Below are 24,011 nucleotides of genomic sequence, written 5' to 3'. Positions count from 1 at the left end.
TCCCTCCTGCTTAGCTGCCGCTTTCCGCATGCTTCTGTTTTTCTTCGTACTTCTCCCGGTGATGGCGCCATCTCGCCTGCAAGTCCCCGTAGCCTCTCGTCTCCCGGTAGCTCTTGTTGTCGATCCGCTCCAAAAACGGGCGCTCCTCCGGCGACAAGCCGTAAATATCGTCGCGCTTGACGACCCAGAGATTAAAACAAGTCTCGCGGCGCAAGAAGTTCTCGCGCGCCATCGCCAAAGCCACTTCCTTGTTCGGAGCCAGAAGGCTGAACTGATGGACAAACGAAGAGTTTACGCTTTTTTGGCTGAATACCTCGTATATGAAAAAGTTGTTTTTGGCTTCTGTTTCGTTGTTCATATTCATTCACCTACCCTACGTGGCGGCCGTACGACATAATCGCATCGCGCACCCATTTTGTTTCTTCATACGATGTTTCCCGAAGGTTCAGACGATGAGCAGAGCGAGGGCCGTTGCCTTTGACGATCTGCTTGAACGCTTCCCAGTCAGGCTGCTGATACACCCACTCATCTTTTTCTTCGTCGAAGTGGATCGTATCGTCCGGAACCGTGAAGCCCAGGTGGAAAATGCGCGGCAAATACTTTTTCAAAAAGACCTGACGCAGCTCTTCGTTGGTCTGCGTGCGAATCTTGTAGCGCATGTTGGTCGATTGGTTGCTCGTGATCGTGCCGTTCTCAGGCGGTCCGAAGAACATCAACAGCGACGGCCACCAGCGGGTAATCGCCTCTTGCAGCATCTGGCGCTGTTCCTCCGTGCCTTCTGCCAGCTCCAGCACGATGCTCTCGCCATGCTGCGCATGGAATTTTTCCTCCGCACAGATGCGGTGCAAAGCCCGCGCATACGGCGCATACGATGTATCGAGCGACATGGACTGAGTGATGATCGCGGCTCCGTCAACCAGCCAGCCGATCACCCCGGCATCTGCCCAGGTCGGCGCTTCCATGTGGAACACATTGTGAAATTTCAGTCTTTTCGCGAACAAATCTTGCATCAAGTCTTCGCGCGTCTTGCCGAGCGGCGCCAGCAAATCTTCCGCTACGCGCAACAAAAGCTGTCCGTGTCCCATCTCATCCTGTACCTTCGCCATGATCGCCAGCTTGCGGCGCAGTGTCGGTGCCTTGGGAACCCATTCCTTTTCCGGCAAAGCGCCCATGATCTCGCTAATGCCGTGCATCGAAATCAGCTTAATCAACTGGTTCCGATAATCGTCAGGCATCCAGTCATCCGCTTCGATCTTTTCTCCACGATCGATTCTCGCTAAAAACGCTTCCATTTTTTCGTTTTCCGTCAAATCAGAACGTTCCATCTGTGTTTGCATGGAGAAAACCTCCTTTTACCCGTTGTCCATTATGATAATTTTATAATACGTTTTTATAACGTTATAATAACATAACGTCATACGTTTTTGCAATACGCTTCCGTCGTGAACCAGCTCATTCCAGCCGTCCGGACAGGGCAGCCGCCTTCTTCAACTGCTCTGCCATATGCCGCAGCTCCTGCATGACCGCATCCAGCTCCTGTATGCGCGTAGACTGCTGCAGGCTGTGGTTCAGCGTCTTTTCCATCTCCCCGGACACTGTGGCGACGAGTTCGTTCATCTCAGCCAAAATGCGAAAAATATCCTTCGCCGACGTCGAAGTCGTTTGCGAGAGCTGGCGAATCTCCTCTGCGACGACGGAAAAGCCCCGCCCGGCCGCTCCGGCACGCGCTGCTTCCAGCACAGCATTCAAGCCAAGCACGTTCGAACGGGTGGAAATGTTGCGAATCAGCTCGTTGATTTGCGTCGTCTCCGCGATCTTCACTTCCATCTGGCTCGCTGCGTCGCTCAGCGTGTGGCTGGCCTGCGCCAGATTTTCCGCGTCTTTCGCCAGGCTCTCGGTATGCAGGGCGATGTTTTCCAGCGCGCTCGTCAAATTTTCCGCCAGGTTGCGCAAACGGTCTTCCTGGTCAGTCGTTACGCCAGTTGCCAGGCAGCCCACCACTTGTCCCTTTTCGACGATGGGATAGCCGACTGCTATGTACGGAATGCCGTAAATTTCCTTGGAGATCTTCTTCACGACCCGCTTGTTTTCTGCAATCGCCGTCGCATTGATGCTGCCCGGACGCAGCGGGTCCCCTGTTTTGATCCCGAGATTCAGCCCTTGGGCCGGATAGTAGGCGAGAAATTTTTCTCGGTCGGTGACCCCGACCATGCAATCGAACAAAAACGCTTTTTGCAAAATGGGCGCGACCGTAAGCAAGCTGTTTAAAAGCTGCGACATGTTTCTTCCCTCCTGGCGCGGGGACGAAAACGGCTATTCTCCCCGCCATCGTCAAGTCTGCGGAAAGAACAGCCATCGTCTCCTACTGCCTCATCGATTTTGCTACTTTACAATCTGGAATTTGCCATCCTTCACTTCGACCATAATCATGCTATCTTCCGTCAGGCCGTTGTGATCTTCTGCCGAGAACGTAAATTCCCCGGTAACGCCTACGTACTTCACTTTTTCCAGGACTTCACCCAGCTTGGAAGCATCGCCGCCTGCCTGCTTCAAGCCTTCCACGAGCAGGTTCAAGCCGTCATAGCCGTATCCGGCAAAGCCGTCCGGCTGCGTGTTGTACGCCGCCTGGTAGCCTTCTGTGAATTTTTTGATGATAGCCGCTTGCGGGTCGTTCGCATCGACCTGATCGGGCACGAGCAGCTTGCCCGCTACCATCAGGACGCCTTCGCCCGCGTCGCCAACCAGCTCAAGAAACTTGCTGTTCGCCGACCCGTGGCTGCTGATGATCGGAATGCCGAGGTTCAACTGCTTCGCTTCCTTCACAATCGTCGCCGGGCCAGGGTTGGTACCTGCCACGATCAGCGCCTGTGCATCCGTGCCTTTGATTTTGGTCAACTGGGAGCTCATGGACGGGTCCTTCGTCCCGTACTTCTCTTCTGCCACAATCGTAATGCCGTACTCCGGCGCGTACTTTTGCAGTTGGGTCGTCCAGCCGCTACCGTACGGATTGCTGTCGTTGAGCGTTGCGATTTTCGTAATGCCTTTTTCTTTCAAATATTTAAAAATGCGCTTCGTGCCGTGCACATCGGTATGCGGTGTTTTGAAAATGCCTGCGCGCACAGGGTTGGTAATCTGGTCCGCGGCTGCCATCGAGATCAGCGGCAGCTTCTCGGCTGCGGCAAACTCCGCCATCCCCAGCGAAGGGCCGCTGCCGGACGAGCCGAGCACAGCGACTACTTTTTCTTTGGAAACGAGCTTCTTGATCGCTTTGACCGCTTCGGTGTTATCAGACTTGTCGTCTTCGAACACAACCTCTACCGGACGGCCATCCACACCGCCTGCTCCGTTGATTTCCTTGACCAACAGCTCAACTGCCTGCTTTTCCGGTACGCCGAGCGGGCTGTTCGGACCAGTCAGGGAGAAAATCGCCCCTACCTTGATCGGTTCTTTGCTCTCTGTCGCTGCAGTCTGCCCGCCGCCGGATTGTTGTGCTTGCTGCCCGCCGCCGCCACAGGCGCTGAGCATGACGAGAGAAGCAATCGCAACCGGGTACAGCCACTTGCCAAACGTTCGTTTTTTCATCGTAAAACCCCCTTCGATTATCTATCTTCTATAATGTCAAACTGCCTGATGGGAGTGACCCAAATAAGCAGATTGCACTCGCGGATCGTTACTGATCTCTTCAGCGCTACCTTCGAGCATGACCTCTCCCGTACTCAGGACGTAGGCTCTGTCGGAGATGGCCAGCGCGGCGCGAGCGTTTTGCTCGACCAGCAACACCGTCGTGCCCCACTGGGAGCGAATCTCCTGCACGATCGTCAAAATTTCCTTGGCAATCAGCGGAGCGAGGCCAAGCGACGGCTCGTCCAGCAGCAAAAGCTGCGGTCTGGATAAAAGCGCCCGGCCAATCGCAAGCATTTGCTGCTGCCCCCCTGAAAGCGTTCCCCCTAGTTGCCACTTCCGCTCCGCCAGGATCGGAAAGCGCTCGTAAACTGTCTGCATTTCTTTGGCGATTTCTTTTTTGCTCGTCTTCGGCATGCGATGAGAAGCGCCGAGCCACAAGTTGTCCTCTACGGTCAGCGTGGAAAAAATTTGCCTGCGCTCCGGCACGTGCGCCATCCCGCGCGGCACCACAAGCTCGGCCGGAATCCCCGTAATGTCTGTATCGCGGAACCAGATTTTCCCTTCCTTCGCGCTGTGCAGCCCGCAGATGCAGTTCAACAACGTCGTTTTGCCTGCGCCGTTTGCGCCGAGCAGCGAGACGATCTCCCCTTCGTTGACTTGCATCGTAATGCCGTGCAACACTTCTACGGGACCGTAGCGAGCCGTGATGTTGTCCACTTTCAAAATCGCTTTCTCCATCTGTTTTCCCCCTACTCTTCTTCCGTTCCCAAATAGGCCGCGATGACGCGCGGGTTCTCCTGGATTTCGCGCGGGGTTCCTTCCGCAATTTTCGTGCCCTGATCGAGAACGACGATGCGGTCTGCGATCGTCATAATCATGTCCATGTCATGCTCTACCAGCAAAATCGCCGTGCCGCTGTCGCGAATCTCGCAAAACATCCGGCTCATCTCCGCCGTCTCGGTATGGTTCAGGCCTGCCGCCGGCTCGTCGAGCAAGAGCAGCTTCGGTCCGGCGACCATCGCCCGGGCAATCTCCATCAGCCTCAGCTTTCCGTACGGCAAGCTTCCCGCAAGCTGCTGGGATTCCGGCGCCAGTCCGACACGCCCGAGCCAGGCGTGCGCCTTTTGTTCCATCATTTTCTCTTCTCTTTTCGCGCTGCCGAGGTTCATGCCGCAGGCAAACAGGCTGGAGCGCGTCTTCGTATGCATCCCGACCATGACGTTTTCGAGTACGGTCATATCGTCAAACGTCTGGAGGTTTTGAAACGTGCGGGTGATCCCCAATCCGGCGTATTCGTAGCCGGGGACTCGCGTCATCGGCTTGCTCTGGAAGCGAATCTCGCCTTCGGAGGGAGGAATGACGCCCGACACCATGTTCAGCACGGTGCTTTTCCCCGCGCCGTTCGGGCCGATCAGCGCCAAAATCTCGCCTTCCCGCACTTGAAAGTTCACCTGGTTGACAGCTCGTACCCCGCCAAAATCGCGGGACAGCTCCTGCACTTCCAACAGAGTTGTCATGTTGCCGCCTTCCTTTCTACCCGCTCGCCAGACTGCGTCTTCGCGGCCAGTTCTTTTGCCTTTTTCGCTTGCGCTTTTTCATAGGCGGAACGAATCCGCGGCACAAGTCCCTCTGGCATGAACATGACGATCAAGACGAGGATGCCGCCGAAGACGATCGTATCGACGTCGCCCTGCAAGCCTGGAATGACTTCGCTGAGCAGAATCAATCCTTCGCTGATAAAGCCGATCAGTACGGTGCCGATCAGCGCCCCCCATATACTCGTCATCCCCCCGATGACGACCATGGTGAGAAATTTGATCGATTCGTGCAGTCCGAACGGCTGCGGATCGAGAATCCCCATGTAGTGGGCGTACAAGCCGCCGGAAATTCCGGCGAACATCCCGCTGACCACGAAGGCGTTCAGCTTGAACTTGCGCACGTCAACGCCCATCGAGGTTGCGGCAATCTCGCTTTTGTGAATCGCGCGAAAAGCTCTGCCGACCCGCGAATGCATAAGGTTGAGCGAGAATAACAGCACACAGGTAACGATCGCCCAGATCAGGTAGTACATGGACAGCTCGCTGCCGCCGAACAGCGGCACCTGCGGAATGCTAATCATCCCGCTCGCCCCGCCAGTGACCGGCTCCCACTCGGTAATGCCGATCTGGACGATGTAGCCAAAGGCCAAGGTCGCCATGGCGAGGTAGTAGCCTTGCAGCCCGGCGATCGCCCTGCCGAGAATAAAGGCGAACAGGCCGGGAATGATTGCGGAGGCGACGAGGCCGACGAGCGGCGACAGGCCGTACTTCGTGGTCAAAACGGCGGACGTGTATGCACCGATTCCCCAAAAGGCTGCTTGTCCGAGCGAAATCTGTCCGGCAAGCCCCATCACCAGACAAAGCCCGATCGTCACGATGGCATGCAGCCCGATAATAATCCCGACGGAGCGGTAATACTCATCCGGCATCACGAACGGGAACACCACCATCAAGGCGAGATAAATGCCGAAGCCTTTTCCCCATTTCGTCAACAACCGCTTCATCTACAGCCCTCCTTTTCCTACGCTGCGTTCTCCAAAGAGGCCGGATGGCTTCACCAGCAGCATGCCGATCAGAACGAGAAACGCGATCGCGTCCTTCATCCCGGAGCTGACGTAACCTGCTCCGAGCGACTCGACGATGCCGAGCAAAAAGGCGGCAACCGCTGCACCGAGCGGATTGCCCAGACCGCCCAGAATGGCTGCGGAGAATCCTTTGATTCCGAGCAGCACCCCGATGTCGTAGGAGGTCACGCTAAGCGGGGCAATCACGATTCCGGCAATCGCTCCGGTGGCTCCGCTGATTGCGAAGGCGAGCATGCTCATCTTCGTGGGTGAAATCCCCATCAGGCGGGCAGCCATCGGATTGACCGAACAGGCGTTGATCTTTTTCCCCAAAATCGTCTTATCCATCAAGTACCAGAGAAGAAACAGAATAATAAGGACAGCGGCCAAAATCCACACGCTTTGCGTAGCAATCGTCACGCCCCCGAACGAGATCGGCTCGTTGCTCGTGATCGGCTCCAGCGCAAATGCATCCTTGCCCCATATAAAGCTGGCGATGCCTCGAATCAAAGTGGAAATGCCTATTGTCAAAATTATCAAACTAATAGGACTAGCCTTTTTCACATAAGCGATGACATACTTCTGCATGATGATGCCGATTGCCGTCACTGCTATGATGGCGAGCAGCGCTGCTAATCCGTACGGCAGATTCATCCCGATCAAGGCAACCGTCACCATTCCGCCCAGCATCAAAAATTCTCCCTGTGCGAGATTAATGACTTTGCTCACGTTGTAAATCGTGATGAACCCTACCGCGACGATCGCATAAATACCGCCGCTGACGAGGCCGTTTGCGACATACTGCAACAGTTCCGTCATATTCGTGCTGTACCCCCTTTTGTATCGCGTCCGAACAAAACTACCACATAAAACGCTTACATTTTATTTATTGGAAATATTATTGCAGAAGAAATGCCCTAGCATATTGACTAGGGCGCTTTCTTCGTAGCAACCGCCTAATGTACGGGTGCAGCTTCATACACCGTCTCGAAGAATCGAACTGCCCCTGGATTCAAAAGTTGATAATAGTTTTGGAACAATTGATCCGCTTCTTTGCCCAGCCACAGATCCGGCAGCAGTTCCTGCGGCAAGTCCGGGTCGATAAACAAAAATTTGCGATATTCATGGACGAGCTTGGTCTTTTCCACGAAGCAATGGCTGTCGGCTACTTCCTCGCCGCTGCTGATCTTCGCGGATAGCTGCTCGAACTGCTCGCGATACGTATCAATAAATTCTTTGTACTTCGCGTTGATCTCGTCGATGTTCCAGCACTTCTGCACCAACTGCTTGGGATCGCTCCAGCCCAGGTGCCCTGCGCTGAAAATTTCGACGTGCTCCGTGATCTCGTGCGACTCGGTCAGTTCTTTTACCCGGTCGGCGAGGTCGTTCGGGCTGATCCACGTGCTCGTCGTCAGCATCCCGAAGCCCATCCAGCCCAGTTCCTTGCGCAGTTGGTCGCGCAGAGCGCGGCGCTCCTCCGGTATGTTGTAGCTGGCAATGCACCACTTGCCATCCCACACGTCTGTCTCGACTTTATAAATGCGGGCCGCCGCTTCCTCCAGCCGTTTTTTCCCACGCTCGGATACCGAATAATAGCTCTTGTTGCCTACTTTTCTCGACTCCAGCCAGCCCTGGCGGAGCATCCGGGAGATCGCTGCGCGAACAGCAGGCTCGGACAGGCCGAACTCTCCCATGAGCCGCGTCAGGCTGCCGATCCAGATTTCGCTCCCGTAATGACGGACGTATTCCCCGTAAATCGTAAAAAGCATGGATTGTGGCTTCACGTTTCTTCAACCCCCAGATCGATTCATACCTATTCGCTGTGAAATTGTACCATATTCTCTAGTGAGTGCGTGAATCGATTGAGAGTATGACGACAAAATGATATTACGTTATTTTAACGCAATTATATTAAAACATTTTAAAAGAGTCAATTTATTCTGGATGATTTATTTTTCAGCGCTGATTTCGGCTTGCAATGCCTCAAAACGCTGCCTGATTTCGTGCTTGTTGAAGATCGCCTGGGTAAACGTTCCGACCCCGACGCGATTGCGGGCGGTGTCCGCTGTCACCTCGCACACCACCCGTTTTTTCGTCACTTCCTGGCAAACCGCCTTGAAGGTCACTGTCTGGCCGACTACTGCGGGGCCGACATGGCGGATGTCCACAGCGAAGCCGGAGCCTTCCTCATCCTCTTCCAAATAAGGCAAAATCACCTGGCGTCCTGCCCATTCCATGTAGTAGATCATGCTGACGGTCGACATGACCGGATGCACGACCTCGCCTTCAAACTTAGGCAGCATGTCTTCGGTGACGGTCACCGTAAACTCGGCCGTCGTCCCCGGTTGCAGTCCTTCCTTCACACGCCTTCGCCTCCAGTCTCCCGCAAGCGCCTATACGCGCTCAATGATGGTCGCAATCCCCTGGCCCACACCGATGCACATCGCAGCCAGGCCATAGCGGGCTTCACGGCGCTCCATCTCATACAGCAAGGTCGTGAGGATGCGCGCGCCGCTTGCCCCGAGCGGATGGCCCAGCGCAATCGCTCCGCCGTTGACGTTGACCAGCTCCGGGTTGACCCCCAACTCGCGCACGCAGGCTACTGCTTGTGCGGCAAACGCTTCGTTGAATTCGAACAGTTCGATTTGCTCAATCGACAGGCCCGCCTGCTTCAACGCCTTGCGCGTTGCCGGAACCGGCCCAATGCCCATGACGGACGGATCGACCCCTGCCACTGCGGACGCGACGATGCGCGCACGAGGCTTCAGCCCGGCCGTCAAAGCCGCCTCCTGCTCCATGACGAGCAGGGCGCTCGCCCCGTCATTCAAGCCGCTGGAATTGCCCGCTGTGACCGTGCCGTTCGCCTGAAAAGCAGGTTTCAGCTTTTGCAGTTGCTCGATCGTCGTCTCCGGACGCGCGTGCTCGTCGCGGTCAAACAAGGTCACATCGCCTTTGCGCCCTTTCAGCTCAACCGGAACGATCTCCTGCGCCCATTTTCCTTCTGCGAGGGCGCGGGCGTAGTTTTGCTGGCTGCGCAGCGCGAACTCGTCCTGCGCTTCGCGGCTGATGCCGTACTGCTCCGCGACCTTCTCCGCCGTCTCTCCAAGGCTGATCGGCGGGTACAGCTCGTTCATTTTATCGTTGACCAGCCGCCAGCCGAGCGTCGTGTCGACCAGTTGCTGATTTCCGCGCTGAAAAGCAGTCCCCGGCTTCATCATCACCAGCGGAGCGCGCGTCATGCTCTCCAGCCCGCCTGCGATGTACACCTGACCTGCGCCTGCCTTGATCGCATTCGCGCTCTGATTGACAGCTTCCAGGCCGGAGCCGCACAAGCGGTTGACCGTCACGCCCGGCACTTCGACAGGCACTCCGGCCAGCAGCAAAGACATCCGCGCCACGTTGCGGTTGTCTTCGCCTGCCTGGTTGGCGCAGCCCATAATGACGTCATCAATCGTCTTCGGATCAATGTCATTTCGTTCCAGCAGCTTTTGAATGACCAATGCCCCCAGATCATCCGGGCGCACTTCTTTCAAGGCGCCGCCAATCCGTCCGATTGGCGTCCGCACAGCATCGATAATGACCGCTGTTTTCATCTTCCACTCCTCCAATGCAGTAGGACTTCTCTTCTGCTACAGCGCTTCTACCAGCGTCGCCAGCCCTTGGCCGCCGCCGATGCACAGCGAGACGATTCCGTATTTTTTCTGGCGGCGGCGCAGCTCGTACAGGATCGTGCCTGCCAGCCGGGCGCCGCTCATGCCGAGCGGATGGCCCAAGGCGATCGCTCCGCCGTTTACATTTGTCTTCTCCGGATCAAGCCCCAGCTCGCGCATGCAGGCGAGCGACTGGGAGGCAAACGCTTCGTTCAGCTCGAACAGGTCGATGTCCTCTACCGTCATGCTGACTTCGGCAAGCAGCTTGCGGATGGCTGCGACTGGTCCTATGCCCATGATGCGCGGATCGACTCCGGCGCAGGCAAAATGCACGATTCGCCCAAGCGGAGCGACTCCTGTACGCTTCACCATTTCTTCGTTCATGAGCAAAAGAGCCGCCGCGCCATCGTTAATCCCTGAGGAGTTGCCGGCCGTCACGCTGCCGTTTTTGCGAAAGGCAGGGCGCAGCTTCGCAAGCGACTCGACCGTGGAGTCGCGGCGCGGAAACTCATCTGTGTCAAACAGCGTTTCTTCCCCTTTTTTCCCGCGCAACAGGACGGGAATGATCTCGTCCTTGAACAAGCCTGCGTCAATCGCGGCGATCGCGCGGCGCTGGCTCTCGGCGGCAAACAAATCCTGATCCTCGCGGCTGATGCCAAACTGCTCCGCCACGTTTTCCGCGGTATCGCCCATGGTCAAATCGCCGTAAAGCGACACAGGCGCAGAGCGCGGCCCGCCAAACGATTCGATCAGCGTCTGGGCGCCGCGCTGGTACGGCTGCTCGAATTTTTCCATGATGTACGGGGAACGGGTCAAATTTTCTACTCCGCCTGCGAGCATGACCTGGCTGTGTCCTGCCTGGATGGACTGGGCAGCGAGATTGACCGCTTCCAGCCCGGACGCGCACACCCGGTTCACCGTCAGCCCTGGAATCGTCTCGGGCAGCCCTGCTTTGAGCAGACCTACGCGAGCAATATTGATAAACGGCCCCGCCGAAATGACATTGCCCATGATGACGCCATCGACAGCATCCCCGGTTTGTCCCGCTTGCGCCAATGCTCCGTTCAGCACGATGGCTGTCAGGTCATCAATCGGCGTATGCCTCAGACTGCCTCCCAGCTTGCCAATCGGCGTGCGCACGGCAGCCGTTACGTAGACGTCACTTTTTTTCATCGTCATGCCTTCACACCCACTTTGCTCTCATAGGTGTAAAAGCCCTGTCCGCTGCGCACGCCGACGCGTCCTGCCAGCACGAGCTTTCTGAGCAGTGGTGCCGGGCGGTAACGCTCCTCCGCCAGATCGCGCTGCAAGCCTCTGACAATGGCAAAAATCTCGTCCAGCCCGATGCGGTCCGCCCATTCCAGCGGTCCATACGGATAGTTGGTGCCTTTTTTCATCGCGATGTCGATATCGCTGGCCGTCGCCGCCTTCTCCATCAGTGTGAACGCCGCCTCGTTAATAATCAGGGAGAGAATGCGCGGGAAAACCAGTCCCACCTCGTCCGCGACGATTTCCGTCTCTTTGCCGAGCGACTGGAAAAAGACTTCGGCCGCTTGAATCGTCGCTGGCGCTGTTTGCAGGGCAGGCGCGATCTCGATCAGCTCCCGCTCCGCGAGCGGCACGAGCGTCCCGAACCCGCACACCCGCTTTGGATGCTGCGCCCAGGAAGCTACTTCTGTCGCCGTGATCGCAAGCGAGGTCGTGAGGATCGGCACTGCCGGGGCAAGCAGGCTGTCCAGCGCGCGAATCAGCTCTCCCTTTTGCTGCAAGTCGAGGTTGCTCACCTCTACCGCGAGCGAAACCGCCGCAGGTTCTGCTGCCGCTTCCGCCACAGAGAGCACCTGGTATCCTTTTTCTGTAAAAAGCTGTTGAAGCTCTGCAAAAAGCGGACTTGTACCCGCGAGCACGACCGCCTTATTTGTCATAGTCATAGAAGCCTTCCCCCGTCTTTCTGCCCAGGCTGCCGGCCTGCACCATCCGCTGCTGAATCCGGCTGGGCTTAAATCGTCCTTCATGGAAGAAGTCGGTATAGACCGATTCGGTCGTGGCAAAATTGATGTCGATGCCGATCATGTCTTGCAGCTCAAACGGTCCCATTTTGAACCCGCCTGCGCGCTTCATGATCCGGTCGACCTGCTCTACCTCTGCGACATGGTCGCCCAAGATGCGCAGCGCCTCGTTGTAGTACGGACGCGCGATGCGATTGACGATGAAGCCGGGCGTATCCGTCACCAGCACGGGCACTTTGCCCAGCTCCGTTGCGAAGCGATACGCTGCCTGCACGTTTTCCTCGCTCGATTTTTTGCCGCGAATGACTTCCACCAGCGGCATGACGGGCGCCGGGTTGAAAAAATGAAACCCGAGAATGCGCTCGGGATGGGGAAGCCCTCCGGCAATTTGCGTGATGGAAATGGAGGAAGTATTGGTGAGCAACAGCGCATCTGCCCGGCAAATCCGGCTCAGCTCGCTGAAAATGCTTTTTTTCAGGTCGAGGCGCTCCGGCACTGCTTCGATGACGATGTCGCACTGCGCCAACTGCTCCATATCCGATACAAGCTTTGCCCGGTCCAGTGTGTCTGCCCGCTCCTGCTCGCTGATTTTGCCTTTTTCCACGTCTTTGCCCAAAATGGATTGCAAATAGGCGAGTGCTTTGTCCAAAACCGCCTGATTGGCGTCCAACAGCACTACCTGATGCCCTTTGCGGATACAGACGAGAGCGATGCCCGCTCCCATCGTTCCCGCACCGATGACGCCCACTGTTTTTGTATTCACTAGACTTGTGCCTCCCTTCGCTCCTAACGGCCGGTAAAACGGGGAGCGCGCTTTTCCATGAAGGCCGCGACCCCTTCCTTGTGGTCCGCTGTGCTGCCTGCGACCTCCTGTGCATACGCCTCGTAGTCCAACGTCTCTTCCAGTCCCATTTCAAGCCCTTTGTACATCGTGCGCTTGATGAGGCCAATGCCTCGCGTCGGGAGGGCAGCGAGTTTTTCCGCATAGGCTACCGCTTCTTCCATGAAGCTCTCCGCCGGATACACCTTGTTCACGAGTCCGATGCGCAGCGCTTCCTCTGCCGATACTTTTTCTCCAGTCATCGCCAACTCCAGCGCCTTGCCGATGCCGACGATGCGCGGCAGGAAGTAGCAGCCCCCCGAATCGGGCACAAGCCCGATGCTGACAAATGCGTTGACAAAAGACGCCTTTTCCGATGCCAGGCGAATGTCGCAGGCGAGCGCCAGGCTCATGCCTGCTCCTGCCGCCACGCCGTTTACGGCCGCGACAATCGGCTTTTCCGTCTTTTGCAACTGGAGGATCATCGGATTGTAGCGCTTGCGCAAAAATCCGCCAAAGTCGATGTCTTCGCCCGATACTTCGCCAAGGTCCTGTCCGGCATTGAACGCCCGCCCCGCTCCCGTCAGGAGAATGCAGCGCACAGCGTCATCCTTTTGCGCCTCTTTGAGCGCCGCAACGATTTCCTTGTGCATGACCTCGGTAAAAGCGTTGAATTTGTCCGGCCGGTTCAAGGTCACGACTGCTACGCCTTCCGATACTTCGTAAAGAATGGTTTCGTACATGGCCGCCTCCTAATTACCCGTAAACCGGGGTTTGCGCTTTTCCAGGAAAGCTTGCATGCCTTCCTTGCGATCCTCGCTGGCGAGCAACAAATAAAAGCCGTTGCGCTCGTAATCCATGCCTTCCCCAAGCGGCAAATCGTCTGCCTTGTGCACCGCTTTTTTGATCATCTGCACGGCGAGCGGCGGCTGCGCGGCGATTTGCTTCGCCAGCTTGCGGGCCTCCTGAAAGTACGCCTCTACCGGCACGACCCGATTGACCAGCCCGTAACGCAGCGCCTCCTTCGCCGAGATCGGCTCGCCGGTGAGCAGCATTTCCATCGCCTTGCGCAAGCCGACCGCGCGGGTCAGCCGCTGCGTGCCCCCTGCTCCCGGCATGACGCCCAGCTTGATCTCCGGCTGCCCGATCACGGCTGTTTCCGAAGCGATGACGATATCGCAGTTCATCATCAGCTCGCAGCCGCCGCCGAGCACGAAGCCGCTGACTGCGCCGATAATCGGCTTGGAAATGAGCGACATCCGATCCCAGACGGCAAACTGGTCCCGCTTCATGATCTCGATCGCGGACGCCTCGGCCATCTCGTTGATGTCGGCTCCGGCTGCAAATGCCTTGTCATTGCCCGTCAAAATGATCGCGCGAATGTCCGGGTCCCGGTCCATCCGCTCCAGCTCGGCAACCAGCTCATCCACTAATTGCAAATTCAGTGCGTTGAGAATCTTCGGTCGATTCAACGTAATAATCCCGATTCCATCCTCGCTGGCTGTTAGGATATATTCGTAAGCCATGCGCTTTTCACACCCTTTTTCGCAGGTAGTCGATCCGACAATCGCAAGCTAAATCGCAGCCTGAGCCTTGCCCCGATTGTCTACGATGCGGATTGCTTTTCCTTCGCTGCGCGTCAAGGAATTCGGCGGTTGAATGCGCAGCACGACGGATACGCCCAACGTATTTTTAATCATGTGCCCAATCTCTTTTACAAGATGCGACAAAGCAGCGCTTTCATTTCCGCTGATCTCGCTGGCGTACTCCTGTGTCAGCTCGCAGTGGACTTCAAACCGATCAAGCGCTCCGTCGCGTTCGATCACAACTTGATAGTGCGGTGCCAGTTGGTTGAAAGTCAGCAAAACAGACTCGATCTCTGTCGGGAATACGTTGACGCCGCGAATAATCAACATATCGTCTACGCGCCCTTTGATCCGCGACATGCGCATGGTCGTGCGGCCACACTTACAGGGCTCCGGATTGAGCGAAGCGATGTCTCCTGTGCGATAGCGGATCACCGGGAACGCTTCTTTGGTCAAAGAGGTGAAAACAAGTTCGCCTTCCTGTCCGTAAGGCAGCACTTCGCCTGTATTCGGATCAATAATTTCGGCGTAGAAATGGTCTTCTGCGATGTGCAGTCCATCCTGCGCTTCGTGGCACTCGATGGATACGCCTGGCCCCATGACTTCGCTCAAGCCGTAAATGTCCACCGCTTTAATATCGAGCGCTTCTTCAAGCTGTACGCGCATTTCCTCGGACCACGGTTCCGCCCCGAAAATTCCGTATTTGACGCTGGTTTCCCGCGGGTTGATGCCTTGTTTTTTCATTTCCTCGACGATGTTGAGCACGTAGGAAGGCGTCGCTGCGATTCCGCGCGGCTGGAAGTCCTCGATCAGCGTGATCTGGCGGGAAGTGTTGCCGCCGGATACAGGAACCGCTACTGCGCCGAGATACTCGATGCCGTTATGCAGGCCAAGCCCTCCTGTGAACAGGCCGTAGCCGTACGCATTGTGGAAAATGTCCCCTGGCTGGCCGCCGGCACAGCAGATCGCGCGGGCCACGATTTCCGCCCAGTTTTCCAGGTCTTTTTTCGTGTAGCCGACAACGGTCGGTTTGCCTTTTGTCCCCGACGAGCCGTGGATGCGGGCGACTTCGTTCATGTCTACCGCAAACAGCTTGAATGGGTAGTTTTCCCGCAGGTCTGTCTTTTTCATGAACGGCAGCTTGCGGATGTCTTCGATGGACTGGATGTCTTCCGGTTTTACCCCTGCTTCGTCGAACGCTTTTTTATGAAACGGCACTCGTTCGTAGACGCGTGCGGCCGTTTCCTTCAAGCGCTCCAGTTGGAGTTGAGTCATTTTTTCTCTTGACAGCGTTTCCATTTCCGTATTAAAGATCATGCCGTTTCCCTCATTCCATTACGTTATGTCTTTGCATGCTTGCTGCTTATTCGCCCTTGAATACAGGTTTGCGCTTTTCGCGGAACGCTTCCAGCGCCTCCAGACGGTCTTTGGTTGGAATAATGACCTCGTAGCACATCGTTTCTACATCCAGCCCTGTTTGCAAATCGACGCTGCTGCCGCGGTCGATGGCGGCTTTTGCCTGATAGACGGCGAGCGGCGCGTTGCCGAGAATTTCATGGGCCAGTCCCATTGCCAGCGCATGCAATTCTTCCTGATCGCGGGCTGTCCCATTCACGATTCCTAAGCGGTTGGCTTCCGTCGCCTGAATGCGGCGTGCCGTCAAAATCAGCTCTTTCGCTTTGGCCGGACCGATCAGCCGGGACAAACGCTGCGTCCCCCCTGCCCCTGGAATGATGCCCAGGCTCACTTCAGTCAGCCCCATCTTGGCGTCTTCCAGTGCGTAGCGGAAGTCGCAGGCAAGCGCCAGCTCGAAGCCTCCGCCAAAGGCAAAGCCGTTAATCAGCGCAATCGTCGGCTGTGGCAGCCGCTCCAACGCGGTGAACACATCGCGAATTTTGCGGACGTTGCGCCGTACTTGCTGCTCGTTTAACGTGCGGCGTTCTTTCAAATCGGCCCCTGCGCAAAACGCCCGGCCTTCGCCTTTTATCAGCAGGACGCGGATGTCTTTTGACTCCAGCCGCACCTGCTCGATCAGGTCACCCAGACGTTCCAGCGTGTCGTAGTTCAGTGCATTCAGCTCATCCGGACGGTTCAGCGTGATGATCGCCACGTGGCCGTCTCGTTCAAAGCGAACGGTTTCCTCCATGCTCTGCGTCCTCCTTGTGCAGCCATTTCCTCCAGTGCGGTTAGCGGTTCGGGTTGACCCGCGCATACGTCCCTGTCGCAAAAGCAACCAGCTTCCCGTCGCAGGTCACGCGCGCTTCCATAATAATCAGGCTTTTTCCCTGCTTCAAAACGCGCGATTCGGCTTCCAGCCGCTCTCCGCGAGCAGGGTACAAATATTGAATCTTGCTCTCTACCGTGACGCATTGTTGCACACCGTCTACATGGGGAGCGGCTCCATGTCCCATCGCTACATCAGCCAGTGTCGCCGTTACGCCTCCATGCACGACGCCATCGATGCTATTGAACAGCTCAGGGCGAATTTTCAGCGCTACCTTGCAGCCCTGTTCATCTCGATGTACGACTTCTATGCCCAGGTAGTGGTTAAAACGATTGCGGATTTCCACTGTCATCCTCTCGCCCCCGTGTTAGTATCCTCGTGAAACAGTGAAAGGAGCCTGTGCTCCTCGCATTCGGCTTCCTTTCCCTGTCTGATTTTCGCATTTGGTTTATTTCGGTTCGTCAATCGCGACGAAGTATTCGTTTTTCCGATACGCCAGGGCGTCCAATGTCGCTACCAGGCCATGCTCGGTTTCTACACGGATGCGGTACCAGGCTGTCCGGTTGTTCTTCTTCTCCTCCGTGGCAGTTGCCACCAGTCGGTTTCCTTTCATGGCTGCGGCCAAAAATCCGATGTTCATAGACAACGCCACGGATGTTTTGCCGTAGGAATTACAGGCTGCTGCGAAAACAAAATCAGCCAGGGAGAAAATGATCGCGCCATGCGCTGTGCCGTGTGCGTTCAGCATGTGTTCGGCCACGGTCACTTCCGCTGTCGCCGTCCCTTCCCCAAGCTCGATCAGCTTGACGCCTAAAAATTGGGCAAATTGGTCTTGCTTCAGCTTTTCGCAAATTTCATCGTAGTGCTTGCGATGAAGCTCTCGCTCGTCGACAAATGTTTTCCCGCTCATCGATTAGACCACTTCAGCAAAATGCATGGACACCACTTGGCCGGCAAATCCACGCAAGTCTTTTCCTGCTGCACGTCCCTCTGGAGATGACAACGCTTCCAACAGAGCCTCTTTTGTTTCAAAGTACATTTCTGCGATCAGGTGCAGATCGGACTCGCCCATTGGCGTGCCGTAAACCTTGCTCACTTCCATCTTGACCAGGCCAGGCATTTTTTCTGCGAGTGCAGCGTGCACTTCGAAATAGTGCTTGTCAAAAGCCTCGATATCTTCAGGCTTGCGATAAATTGCCACCAATTTCACCATTACGATCCCTGCTTTCATCAGTTTATTTCGCAAAACATGTGACGAGATAATGATATAACGTTATTTTAACGCATGTTTATATTTTTATTATATAAAGCCTTTCCGACAGGTGCAAGTATTTTTCAAAAAGCAAGAAAACTCTGTCGCCGGAATCTTCTGGTGCAAAACCTGCTACTATCATCATGCTTATCTTTGTTTTGCTTCGATAGTACAAAAAAATGGCTGCCAGAAATGACTTCCGACAGCCGATCAGAAAACTTGGCTGCGCCAAGCCATGGGCGCAGCCTTAGTTGCCCCTATACGGGATAAGAACCTTATCCATTCTTATCTGTAAAAAAAGAGGACAGACATGGCGTCTGCCCTCTTTGTCGCGCCTGGCGTTCTAAATCCACACCCAGTAAACGAAGACGATTATCGCAACCAGAATAAAGAACAACCCGGCGAAAATGCTGACTCGTGCAAACTCATGGCCTTTTTGGTCCATGTGCATCCAAACAAACAGTTGGAAGAGCGCCTGAACGAAGGCCAGTACGACGATGAACGGTACGGTGAAACCTGCCGGAACCACTTCATACGCTACTGCAATAAATGCCAGTGCGGTCAATACGAGAGATCCGATGAAAGCCACTACGTGTCGTTTAGGACTGTCGTGTTTTACTTTCGGCTTGCGTACCTCTTCATTTTGAGCATGTGCTCCCATAGATTACCCCACCTTTCCACCGATCATACCCATAAGATATACAACGGTAAAGATGAACACCCACACTACGTCGATAAAGTGCCAATACAAGCAGGCCAGGTAGAACTTCGGAGCCGTTACTACCGTCAGACCTTTTTTCACTGCCGACAACTGCAACAGGATGATCCACAAAATCCCGAACGCTACGTGGCCCCCGTGGAAGCCAACCAGCGTATAGAACGCGGAACCGAATGCACTCGTCGAGATTTTGTGGCCTTCATGCACGTAATGCACGAACTCGTAAATCTCCAGCGCAAGGAACCCGAGGCCGAGCAGTACAGTGATGGTCAGCCATACCTGAATCATCTTCAGGTTTTTCTTGTGCAGGGCGAGCGTAGCCATAACACTTGTCATCGAGCTGGTAAGCAGGATCAGCGTTGCGGCTGCAACCAGCGGCATGTCGAACAGTTGCTGCGATGTAGGACCGCCGTTTACTTGATCGCGGAGCGCGATGAATGTTGCGAACAAGGAACCGAAAAGAACTGTCTCCCCGCCAAGGAAGAGCCAGAAGCCAAGAATCTTGTTCTTGCCTTCAAGGGTGGCTTTTTCCGGTTCATCAGGTAATACTGCGTTTGCATGATGTGTAGCCATTAAGCCTTAACCCCTTTCTCTTCGATTTCGTCCTCATGAATATGATAACCAGGATCGTCTTTTACAGAACGGGCGAACATGCTGGCGAATGTCACGAGCAAGCCGATAACCACGACAAAGTAGTTGTGGTACATGAAGCCGTAACCCGCAACAAACAAGCCTACAGACATCAGGAAAGGCAGGAACGATGGCGACGGCATGTGGATGTCACCAAGCGGTTCAGCAGGTGTCATGCCTTTGTTGCCAGCCATTTTCTCAATCCAGAATGCATCCAGACCGCGAACCAGCGGTGTTTGCGCAAAGTTGTACTCAGGCGGTGGCGACGGAATCGACCACTCAAGCGAACGTCCATCCCACGGGTCTGCAGGAGCGCGTTTGCCTTTTGCGGAAACAACGACGTTAACCAGGAACAGGATGGTACCGATCGTCATACCGAATACCCCGATCGTACTGATGAAGTTCCCGACATCGAGATCCTGACCTTTCAGGAACGTGTAGACGCGGCGCGGCATCCCCATCAAGCCAAGGAAGTGCTGCGGGAAGAAGGTAAGATGGAAGCCGATGAAGAACGTCCAGAAGTTCCATTTACCAAGTGTTTCATTGAGCATTTTCCCGAACATCTTCGGCCACCAGTAGTACAGACCTGCGAACAGACCGAACACAAGACCCCCTACGATAACGTAGTGGAAGTGCGCTACTACGAAGTAACTGTCATGGTATTGGTAGTCAGCCGGCGGAACCGCGAGCATAACCCCTGTCATACCACCGATTGTAAACGTCGGGATGAAGCCTACTGCAAACAGGTTTGCGGTAGGGAAGCGGATTTGTCCGCCCCACATGGTCAAAAGCCAGTTGAAGATTTTGATACCCGTAGGCACCGCAATCAACATCGTTGCCAGACCGAACAGCGTATTGGCGATAGCGCCCAAACCGGTTGTAAACATGTGGTGAGCCCACACCATGAAGCCAAGGAAGCCGATCAGCGCGGTTGCGAATACCATGGAGCTGTAACCGAACAGGCGCTTTCTGGAGAAGGTGGAAATGACTTCAGAAATCACACCGAATGCCGGGAGAATCAGGATGTATACTTCGGGGTGACCGAAAATCCAGAACAAGTGCTGCCAAATGACAACATTACCACCAGCGTCCGGATTGAAAAAGTTACCGCCGAACAGACGGTCGAACATCAACAGAACCAGGCCGACTGTAATCGCAGGGAACGCGAACAGAATCAGGCCGGATGTTACAAAAGACGCCCAGGTGAACATTGGCATACGCATGAATGTCATACCTGGAGCACGCATGTTGATGATGGTAACCAGGAAGTTGATACCACCGATCAGCGTACCAAGACCGGCAATTTGCAGACCGAGAACGTAGAAGTCTACCCCGCGGCCGCTAAATTGGTTCAAAGCCAAAGTTGTATAAGATGTCCATCCGGCATCTGGCGCTCCACCAAGGAACCAACTGGTGTTCAAGAGCACTCCCCCGAAGAAGAAGAGCCAGAAACCGAGAGAGTTAACAAATGGGAATGCTACGTCGCGTGCGCCAATTTGCAGCGGAACGACCGCGTTCATCAGCGCGAAGATGACCGGCATGACTGCCAAGAAAATCATCGTGGTGCCGTGCATGGTAATCAGTTCGTTAAATGTCTTGGCACCAACCACTTGAGCTTCTGGATACATCAACTGCAAACGGATCAGCAGGGCTTCGAAACCGCCAGCCAGAAAGAAAATTCCGCCGGCAATCAAGTACAGGATCGCGATCTTCTTGTGATCCACTGTCGTGAGCCAATCCCACAGCCCTGAACGTTTTGGCGCGGGTGCGTGAGAAGCATGTGCAGACACAGGTTTACCTCCTTTTTAAGCGTAACTGCCTATGACGAATGTCATTTCATTACGGTAATTACTTCACGCTGAGTGTAGACATGTACTCTACAAGCGCTTTCACTTGTGCATCGTCGAGGTTGAGGTTAGGCATGTTGTTGCCCGGTTTCACCTTTTGCGGATCTTTCAGCCACTCTGCCACATTCTCAGGCGTATGGGCGAGAATACCTGCTACGCGCTCGCGATCCGCGAAGTTGGTCAGGTTTGGACCCAGTTTGCCGCCTTTGCCGGCAATGGCATGACAGCCGAGACAGCTTTTGTTGAAGATTTCTTGACCTTGTGCAGCACCTGGGGATGTTGCAGCTACCGGCTCTTTGGACTGAACGCCCTTCATGCCGTTTGCCCAGTTGTCAAATGCAGCCTGGTCCATTACTTCCACCTTGAAGTCCATCAAGGCATGGGACGCTCCACAGAGCTCCGCGCATTTACCGTAGAAAATGCCTGTCTTGTCTGCTTGCAGCCAAATCTTGTTTTCCTGGCCTGGGTTGGTGTCGATCTTGCCGCCCAATGCCGGAATCCAGAATGCGTGCATTACGTCAGCAGAGGTCACGTGGAACTGAACCTTTTTGCCAACTGGCAGAACGAGGTCTTGTGCGGTTGCTACTCCCAGATCAGGGTACTCGAACTCCCACCAGAACTGGTGAGCGATTACCTTCACTTGAAGCGCTTCCTCTTTTGGATATTCCTTGTGCAGAGCGAAACCGGTCGTAACGGTTGGAATCGCCATGACAATCAGGAGCAGGAAAGGAATAACCGTCCAAAGAATCTCAAGTGCATGATTGCCTTCGACCTGTTTTGGAACGCCTTGCTGTCCCGGGCGCTTACGATATCGAATAAGGACGTACGTAAAGATCAGCATAACGACAATGAAGACGCCGATCATGATAGCGGAGGACAGCTTCATCAGGTCATACTGCATCGCAGCCACCGGGCCGGAAGGCTTGAGCGCTGAGAGCTCATCTTTGCCACACCCGGTTAACACCAGCGCCAGCAGACCAAAAAGAGAAAGCTGACGCCAAAACTGTTGCCAACCCTTCATACCAATGAACCCCTCTTTCTTCGTGTTGGTAACGTTCTAGCCACGCTTACAACTAGAAGCTTACGTACTCTTTCATTTGCGTAAGAAATAGCTAGCTATACTTTCCCCAACTATCATACCCAATCAGGAAAAGGATTAGCAGTCATTTCTAAAACAAACAAAAAGAGTAAGGCCAAGAAAGCAGACTTCTACCAGTGCGTGGTAACCATTTAAGTATACATAAATTTTCCTTAATCTAAAGGCTATTTGTTATGATTTTGTTAACAAATTTATGAACAAATTTGTGAACTTTCAAGAGAAATGTAACCAGTTCAGGGAAGTTAAAGGAGATTCGCATGCAAAAAAGACCAATAGCACTAATCACTGGAACCTCTAGCGGCTTTGGAATGAACGCTTCTGTGGCATTAGTCAAGGCCGGATTTTACGTAATCGCTTCCATGCGCGACCTGGAAAAAAGGGGCCCTCTTGACAAAATTGCAAACTTGCATATAGCAAGCGAACATATGGAAGTGATTTCCTTGGACGTCACTCGCCCCGCCGAAATTGAGCAGGCGATCACCAGCATCATCGAACGGCACGGCCGCATCGACCTGTTGCTCAACAATGCAGGCTGCGCCTACGGCGGCTTTGCCGAGGAAATCCCTCCCGAGCACTGGCGCAGCCAGTTTGCAGTCAACGTGTTCGGCCTGATCGACGTCACTCGCGCCGTGCTGCCGCACATGCGGCGACAACAAGCAGGAAGGATCATCAATCTGAGCAGCATCAGCGGCCGCTTCGGCTTCCCCGGCCTCTCGCCCTACGCCGCTTCCAAGCACGCAGTCGAAGGCTTCAGCGAGTCGTTGCGCCTGGAGATGCTGCCCTATCACGTTTATGTGAGCGTCATCGAGCCAGGCTCGTATCGCACTCCGATCTGGGAAAAGGCGTTGCAAACCCAGCAGCCTGTCCCAGACTCCGACTCCGCCTATGCCGGGCAAATGAAGCTGCTGCGCCAGCATGTGGAATCAATCATGCGGTCTGCCCCGGAGCCGGACGCCGTCATCTCCGCAATCGTCCGCGCCGCGACCAGCCCCGCTCCCCGCTTTCGCTATCCGGTCGGGCGAAGCACGGTGCTGATGCTCGCGGCAAAAACGCTGCTTCCCTGGCGCTGGATCGAGCGGCTGGTTGTCAAAAAGCTGTCGCCTTCCTCCCACCGCGCAGACTGAACGCCACCGCTTTTCTCGTAGACCCAAGCAACAGCATAAAGGACAGCCTCCCGTCTTCTTTAGACGTCGGAGCTGTCCTTTATCATGCGCGGCTCTATTCATTTCCCGAACGGATGGCTCTAAGCAACCACGTATGCTGCAAATATTCGGCCACCCCGTAAAAGATCGCGACAAATCCCGCTCCTATCGGCGAAACCTGGGCCTCTGGCAAAAAGACGACGCTGCCGTAGACGATGAGAAAGCCGATGATGAAATCAATAGCGGTCGTAAGCCAAAGACTGCCGGGCGCGAGAATGGCCCTGTCCAGAAAAAAACCGGCGAGAGCGAGCACGAACCCCACTCCGACCGACTGGTACAAGTTCGCAAAATTCACCTCGGGAAAGAGCGCATCGGCCAAAACAACAAAGATCGGGCTTACAAGCAACTTCATCCAAAGACCGTCCACGTTTGTTCCCACTCCTTATGCTGGGGTCTTCTCAGTATGCCCCGCTTTTGGCCGACAATCCCCGCCATCCTCCCCCTTGTCAACGCAGCCAACTGCTAATGACATCGCTCATCGGCTTGAAAATCCATTCCATCACATACACAGGGTTGGCAAGCCGCCCGTATTGCGTGGCGGCGTACAGCCCGACACTGATGACAAGCATCGCGACGAAGACGGTCATTTCTTTTTTCTGCCTCTGGCGGATCAGTCTGGGCAGCTCATACAGGCAGACGATAATCGAGACGAGCACAACTGTCAGCGTAGACATTTATCCTCCCACTATAAAGTAATGTTTTCTCCTGTTTTCTCGCTCATTCTCTGTTTTTTAACTTTGACATCTTA

General features: G+C 55.0%; 28 protein-coding genes. 1 reads left to right on the top strand and 27 read right to left on the bottom strand.

All coding sequences use genetic code 11. The annotated features are described in order from the left end of the window. Positions 1-10 precede the first annotated feature (10 nt). The 25 genes from paaB to coxB form a co-directional block, all read right to left on the bottom strand. Positions 11-358 (bottom strand): 1,2-phenylacetyl-CoA epoxidase subunit PaaB, encoded by a 348-nt coding sequence (gene paaB / locus M655_RS04570; protein ID WP_005830744.1) that lies wholly within the window; start codon positions 356-358, stop codon positions 11-13. 10 nt (positions 359-368) lie between these two features. Then, positions 369-1,337: a 1,2-phenylacetyl-CoA epoxidase subunit PaaA gene (gene paaA, locus M655_RS04565; RefSeq protein ID WP_005830742.1), complete on the bottom strand. Its 969-nt coding sequence runs from the start codon at positions 1,335-1,337 to the stop codon at positions 369-371. Between the two features lie 115 nt (positions 1,338-1,452). Then, positions 1,453-2,280 (bottom strand): methyl-accepting chemotaxis protein, encoded by an 828-nt coding sequence (locus tag M655_RS04560; protein WP_007782919.1) that lies wholly within the window; start codon positions 2,278-2,280, stop codon positions 1,453-1,455. Between the two features lie 102 nt (positions 2,281-2,382). Further along, complete coding sequence (locus M655_RS04555; protein ID WP_005830738.1) at positions 2,383-3,582, bottom strand: ABC transporter substrate-binding protein; 1,200 nt, start codon at positions 3,580-3,582, stop codon at positions 2,383-2,385. A 36-nt stretch (positions 3,583-3,618) separates the two neighbouring features. After that, complete coding sequence (locus tag M655_RS04550) at positions 3,619-4,362, bottom strand: ABC transporter ATP-binding protein (RefSeq protein ID WP_005830736.1); 744 nt, start codon at positions 4,360-4,362, stop codon at positions 3,619-3,621. Between the two features lie 11 nt (positions 4,363-4,373). After that, positions 4,374-5,141 (bottom strand): ABC transporter ATP-binding protein, encoded by a 768-nt coding sequence (locus M655_RS04545; protein ID WP_007782926.1) that lies wholly within the window; start codon positions 5,139-5,141, stop codon positions 4,374-4,376. After that, complete coding sequence (locus tag M655_RS04540; protein ID WP_005830733.1) at positions 5,138-6,166, bottom strand: branched-chain amino acid ABC transporter permease; 1,029 nt, start codon at positions 6,164-6,166, stop codon at positions 5,138-5,140. Before M655_RS04540 ends, M655_RS04545 begins: the two co-directional genes overlap by 4 nt. After that, positions 6,167-7,045 carry a branched-chain amino acid ABC transporter permease gene (locus tag M655_RS04535; protein WP_005830731.1) on the bottom strand — a complete coding sequence of 293 codons (879 nt, stop codon included), beginning with the start codon at positions 7,043-7,045 and terminating at the stop codon, positions 6,167-6,169. A gap of 137 nt (positions 7,046-7,182) precedes the next feature. Next, positions 7,183-8,010, bottom strand: coding sequence for a phenylacetic acid degradation operon negative regulatory protein PaaX (paaX, locus tag M655_RS04530; RefSeq protein WP_005830729.1), 828 nt, complete (start codon positions 8,008-8,010; stop codon positions 7,183-7,185). 165 nt (positions 8,011-8,175) lie between these two features. Next, the gene (locus M655_RS04525; RefSeq protein ID WP_025848315.1) at positions 8,176-8,589 is read right to left on the bottom strand and encodes a thioesterase family protein; all 414 of its coding nucleotides are present in this window, start codon (positions 8,587-8,589) and stop codon (positions 8,176-8,178) included. Between the two features lie 30 nt (positions 8,590-8,619). After that, positions 8,620-9,819 carry a thiolase family protein gene (locus tag M655_RS04520; RefSeq protein WP_005830725.1) on the bottom strand — a complete coding sequence of 400 codons (1,200 nt, stop codon included), beginning with the start codon at positions 9,817-9,819 and terminating at the stop codon, positions 8,620-8,622. Between the two features lie 36 nt (positions 9,820-9,855). Beyond that, positions 9,856-11,055 carry a thiolase family protein gene (locus tag M655_RS04515; RefSeq protein ID WP_026558009.1) on the bottom strand — a complete coding sequence of 400 codons (1,200 nt, stop codon included), beginning with the start codon at positions 11,053-11,055 and terminating at the stop codon, positions 9,856-9,858. Next, the gene (locus tag M655_RS04510) at positions 11,052-11,807 is read right to left on the bottom strand and encodes a 3-hydroxyacyl-CoA dehydrogenase family protein (protein WP_007782935.1); all 756 of its coding nucleotides are present in this window, start codon (positions 11,805-11,807) and stop codon (positions 11,052-11,054) included. The genes M655_RS04515 and M655_RS04510 overlap by 4 nt, the downstream gene beginning before the upstream one ends. Beyond that, positions 11,791-12,648, bottom strand: coding sequence for a 3-hydroxyacyl-CoA dehydrogenase family protein (locus tag M655_RS04505; RefSeq protein ID WP_026558010.1), 858 nt, complete (start codon positions 12,646-12,648; stop codon positions 11,791-11,793). The genes M655_RS04510 and M655_RS04505 overlap by 17 nt, the downstream gene beginning before the upstream one ends. A gap of 23 nt (positions 12,649-12,671) precedes the next feature. Continuing rightward, positions 12,672-13,448 carry an enoyl-CoA hydratase-related protein gene (locus M655_RS04500; protein WP_026558011.1) on the bottom strand — a complete coding sequence of 259 codons (777 nt, stop codon included), beginning with the start codon at positions 13,446-13,448 and terminating at the stop codon, positions 12,672-12,674. A 9-nt stretch (positions 13,449-13,457) separates the two neighbouring features. Next, positions 13,458-14,231, bottom strand: coding sequence for an enoyl-CoA hydratase-related protein (locus M655_RS04495; RefSeq protein ID WP_026558012.1), 774 nt, complete (start codon positions 14,229-14,231; stop codon positions 13,458-13,460). A 48-nt stretch (positions 14,232-14,279) separates the two neighbouring features. Next, on the bottom strand, positions 14,280-15,608 hold the full coding sequence (paaK, locus tag M655_RS04490; RefSeq protein WP_005830715.1) for a phenylacetate--CoA ligase PaaK: 1,329 nt from the start codon (positions 15,606-15,608) through the stop codon (positions 14,280-14,282). 46 nt (positions 15,609-15,654) lie between these two features. Further along, positions 15,655-16,437 (bottom strand): enoyl-CoA hydratase-related protein, encoded by a 783-nt coding sequence (locus tag M655_RS04485; RefSeq protein WP_005830714.1) that lies wholly within the window; start codon positions 16,435-16,437, stop codon positions 15,655-15,657. A 40-nt stretch (positions 16,438-16,477) separates the two neighbouring features. Further along, entirely contained in the window at positions 16,478-16,867 is a 390-nt protein-coding gene (locus tag M655_RS04480; RefSeq protein WP_005830712.1) for a PaaI family thioesterase, read from the bottom strand. 96 nt (positions 16,868-16,963) lie between these two features. Beyond that, positions 16,964-17,425 carry a hotdog fold thioesterase gene (locus tag M655_RS04475; RefSeq protein WP_007782943.1) on the bottom strand — a complete coding sequence of 154 codons (462 nt, stop codon included), beginning with the start codon at positions 17,423-17,425 and terminating at the stop codon, positions 16,964-16,966. A 3-nt stretch (positions 17,426-17,428) separates the two neighbouring features. Further along, positions 17,429-17,728 (bottom strand): EthD family reductase, encoded by a 300-nt coding sequence (locus tag M655_RS04470; protein ID WP_005830709.1) that lies wholly within the window; start codon positions 17,726-17,728, stop codon positions 17,429-17,431. 382 nt (positions 17,729-18,110) lie between these two features. Continuing rightward, on the bottom strand, positions 18,111-18,428 hold the full coding sequence (locus M655_RS04465; protein WP_005830707.1) for a cytochrome C oxidase subunit IV family protein: 318 nt from the start codon (positions 18,426-18,428) through the stop codon (positions 18,111-18,113). A 3-nt stretch (positions 18,429-18,431) separates the two neighbouring features. After that, on the bottom strand, positions 18,432-19,058 hold the full coding sequence (locus tag M655_RS04460) for a cytochrome (ubi)quinol oxidase subunit III (protein WP_005830705.1): 627 nt from the start codon (positions 19,056-19,058) through the stop codon (positions 18,432-18,434). Beyond that, entirely contained in the window at positions 19,058-20,905 is a 1,848-nt protein-coding gene (ctaD, locus tag M655_RS04455) for a cytochrome c oxidase subunit I (protein WP_005830704.1), read from the bottom strand. The genes M655_RS04460 and ctaD overlap by 1 nt, the downstream gene beginning before the upstream one ends. Before the next feature lie 58 nt (positions 20,906-20,963). Beyond that, positions 20,964-21,983 carry a cytochrome c oxidase subunit II gene (coxB, locus tag M655_RS04450; RefSeq protein ID WP_005830702.1) on the bottom strand — a complete coding sequence of 340 codons (1,020 nt, stop codon included), beginning with the start codon at positions 21,981-21,983 and terminating at the stop codon, positions 20,964-20,966. A gap of 335 nt (positions 21,984-22,318) precedes the next feature. Between coxB and M655_RS04445 the strand changes: the two genes are divergently transcribed. Continuing rightward, positions 22,319-23,185: an SDR family oxidoreductase gene (locus M655_RS04445; protein ID WP_007782948.1), complete on the top strand. Its 867-nt coding sequence runs from the start codon at positions 22,319-22,321 to the stop codon at positions 23,183-23,185. A gap of 94 nt (positions 23,186-23,279) precedes the next feature. Here the strand turns inward: M655_RS04445 and M655_RS04440 are convergent, their stop codons facing one another. Further along, positions 23,280-23,615, bottom strand: a complete 336-nt coding sequence (locus M655_RS04440; RefSeq protein WP_206699126.1) for a hypothetical protein — start codon at positions 23,613-23,615, stop codon at positions 23,280-23,282. Positions 23,616-23,709: 94 nt separating this feature from the next. After that, complete coding sequence (locus tag M655_RS04435) at positions 23,710-23,937, bottom strand: hypothetical protein (RefSeq protein ID WP_005830697.1); 228 nt, start codon at positions 23,935-23,937, stop codon at positions 23,710-23,712. Positions 23,938-24,011: the final 74 nt, after the last annotated feature.

The organism is Brevibacillus sp. NSP2.1 (assembly GCF_000470975.2).
GTDB classification, from domain to species: Bacteria; Bacillota; Bacilli; order Brevibacillales; family Brevibacillaceae; genus Brevibacillus; species Brevibacillus agri.
Note: the sequence above shows the minus strand (reverse complement) of the source record. Positions and strands in the feature narration are given on the sequence as shown.